The sequence below is a fragment of the Rhizobium tibeticum genome, assembly GCF_900110205.1.
Classification (GTDB): Bacteria; Pseudomonadota; Alphaproteobacteria; order Rhizobiales; family Rhizobiaceae; genus Rhizobium; species Rhizobium tibeticum.
Genome location: NZ_FOCV01000120.1, coordinates 1 through 2,753 on the forward strand (window position 1 = coordinate 1; position 2,753 = coordinate 2,753).

At 58.9% G+C, this 2,753-nt stretch carries 2 protein-coding genes and 1 pseudogene; 1 reads left to right on the top strand and 2 read right to left on the bottom strand.

Translation table 11 applies throughout. The annotated features are described in order from the left end of the window. Positions 1-90 precede the first annotated feature (90 nt). Positions 91-975, top strand: a pseudogene (gene nrdF / locus BSG20_RS34955) (class 1b ribonucleoside-diphosphate reductase subunit beta); the annotation flags it as partial. A 233-nt stretch (positions 976-1,208) separates the two neighbouring features. Here the strand turns inward: nrdF and BSG20_RS37150 are convergent. Then, positions 1,209-1,484: a hypothetical protein gene (locus BSG20_RS37150; RefSeq protein WP_143147628.1), complete on the bottom strand. Its 276-nt coding sequence runs from the start codon at positions 1,482-1,484 to the stop codon at positions 1,209-1,211. Positions 1,485-1,645: 161 nt separating this feature from the next. Further along, a complete protein-coding gene (locus BSG20_RS34965) occupies positions 1,646-2,527 on the bottom strand; it encodes a 3-hydroxybutyryl-CoA dehydrogenase (RefSeq protein ID WP_072382383.1) in 882 nt (293 codons plus the stop codon). Between the last annotated feature and the right edge of the window lie 226 nt (positions 2,528-2,753).

The following is a 2,753-nucleotide window of genomic DNA, read 5'->3' on the forward strand; positions in this document are numbered from 1 at the left end:
ATGTCATCCGCAAACCTCCGTTTGCGACATAGATTCAGAATTCAACTGATTTGGAAACCGCAAAACGAGTCAGAGACCGCTCACGTTGGTATGACTGGAAACTTCTGGCTGCCGGAAAAGGTGCCGTTGTCGAACGACATTGCGTCCTGGGCGACGTTGAAGCCCGACGAGCAGCAGCTCACCATTCGGGTTTTCACCGGCCTGACGCTTCTCGACACGATCCAGAACGGCGTCGGCTCGGTGAAGTTGATGGCAGATGCCGCAACGCCGCATGAGGAAGCAGTACTCTCCAACATCTCCTTCATGGAGGCAGTCCACGCACGCTCGTACTCGTCGATCTTCTCGACGCTTTGCCTGACGCCTGATGTCGACGACGCCTATCGCTGGTCGGAAGAGAACGCGTTCCTGCAGAAGAAGTCAGAGCTGATCATGGAGGAATACGCCTCCAACGACCCACTGAAGAAGAAGGTTGCCAGCGTCTTTCTCGAAAGTTTCCTGTTCTATTCCGGCTTCTATCTGCCGATGTACTGGTCGAGCCGCGCCAAGCTCACCAACACGGCTGATATGATCCGCCTCATCATCCGCGACGAGGCGGTCCACGGCTACTATGTCGGCTACAAGTTCCAGCGCGGTCTGGAGCGGCTGTCCGAGGCGCGTCAGCAACAGATCAAGGATTTTGCGTTCGAACTGCTGCTCGAACTCTACGATAACGAGGCGAAATATACCGAGGCGCTCTACGATGGCGTCGGGCTCACCGAGGACGTCAAGAAGTTTCTGCATTACAACGCCAACAAGGCGCTGATGAACCTCGGCTACGAGGCGCTGTTCCCGCCGGAAGCCTGCAAGGTAAATCCGGCGATCCTGTCGGCGCTGTCGCCAAACGCCGACGAGAACCACGACTTCTTCTCCGGAACAGGATCCTCCTATGTCATCGGCAAGGCTGTCTCGACCGAAGATGAGGACTGGGACTTTTAGGCGGACCCGTCATTGGAAAAATTCCTGTTTCGATTTTCTGCTCGGGCAGCGGGCGAGGAGGTAAAGCGCGGACTGGTGCGCTGACTGCGGCCGGACTACCAGACTCCCCCGTTCCGGCTCGGAAAGGAGAAGGCCGAGCCCCCCGACCGATGAGCACGACCAGACGCCCGCCGTGCTGCACCAGCTGATGGAAGCCGAGGAGCCGCTGGAAGCCGCCATTATCGCTGGCCGGTTCAAACAGAGGCAGAAGGCATGGAAATTCGGTGAGGCCGTGCTGGCGCCGCTTCACCAGCATGGGTCTGGTTTCCGCGGCCAATCACCGACGGTTTTCGTTCCGCCGGGCGCACAGCTTTTCCGAGGCCTAATGCGCCATCGAGAAGCACGAAGTTGCGTTCGATCGCGCAGACGATTTCTGGATCTTCATCAGACTTGCATTGGTTCTTGCAGCATTCTTCGCGGTGCTGGCTTGCATCCTTTGGATCGCAAGCTGATCGCGGCGCTTTGCGCATCTGGCATGTCAAGGTCGTGGGCCGCCGTCCGAAAAATCCCTCTCGCGATTTTCCCCTCTCGCCGGCTCCATGCCCACAATCCCTCCTGAGGCATGCCTAAAGGCAAAAACGAAAGCGCGACAAGCGAATCTGAAAGCGATTCGGAGAGATCGCCTCGCCCTTTAGCGGGTCGGGACCGGCGTTTCGCCGCGATAGTCGTAGAAGCCGCGGCCGGACTTGCGGCCGAGCCAGCCGGCCTCGACATATTTCACCAGCAGCGGGCAGGGGCGGTACTTGGAGTCGGCCAAGCCGTCGTGCAACACCTGCATGATCGACAGGCAGGTGTCGAGACCGATGAAATCGGCCAACTGCAGCGGCCCCATCGGATGGTTGGCGCCGAGCCTCATGGCGGTGTCAATCGCATCGACGGTGCCGACGCCCTCGTAGAGCGTGTAGATCGCTTCGTTGATCATCGGTAGCAGGATGCGGTTGACGATGAAGGCCGGGAAATCCTCGGCGACCGTCACCGTTTTTTCCAGCGAGGCCACGAATTCTTTGGCGGTGGCGAAGGTGCCCTCTTCGGTGGCGATACCGCGCACCAGCTCGACCAGCTTCATCACCGGCACCGGGTTCATGAAATGGATGCCCATGAAGTGCTCGGGGCGGTCGGTGGCGGAAGCGAGCCGGGTTATCGACAGCGAGGATGTGTTGGTGGCGAGGATCGCTTCCGGCTTCAGGACTGGACAGACCTGGGCGTAAATCTTTCGCTTGACGCTTTCGTCTTCGGTCGCAGCTTCGATCACGAGATCTGACGCGGCGAGATCGTTGATGTCGGAGGAGCCGGAAATCAGGGCGAGGGTGGCGGAGCGCTCGTCGTCCGTCATCTTGCCGCTCGTCACATGGCGGGCGAGGTTGCCATTGATGGTGGCGAGACCATGCTGGACGCGTTCGTCGGAGAGATCGTAGAGCTGGACCTTATAACCCGCATCTGCCGAAACCTGTGCGATGCCGCAACCCATCTGGCCTGCGCCGATGATACCAATCGTCTTCAACACCGCATTCATCTCCAAACCCCCGCTCGGCATACGCCCCTGCGCTGCCGCATTTTTCTAACAAAACTGCCGGGCAAATGATCGCCCGGCAGAAGTAGTAGCCCTTAAAAAGATAATTTTCCAGTCATTCGCAAGCGCGGAATGAAGGCATCTGCTCGGTTCAAAGCGCCTTCTGCAGTTCCGGCAGGGCCTCGAACAGATCGGCGACGAGACCATAGTCGGCAACCTGGAAGATCGG

Coding starts and splice junctions, on each gene's coding strand:
- BSG20_RS37150 (WP_143147628.1), bottom strand. CDS start 1,484: ATGCGCAAAGCGCCGCGATCAGCTTGCGATCCAAAGGATGCAAGCCAG.
- BSG20_RS34965 (WP_072382383.1), bottom strand. CDS start 2,527: ATGAATGCGGTGTTGAAGACGATTGGTATCATCGGCGCAGGCCAGATG.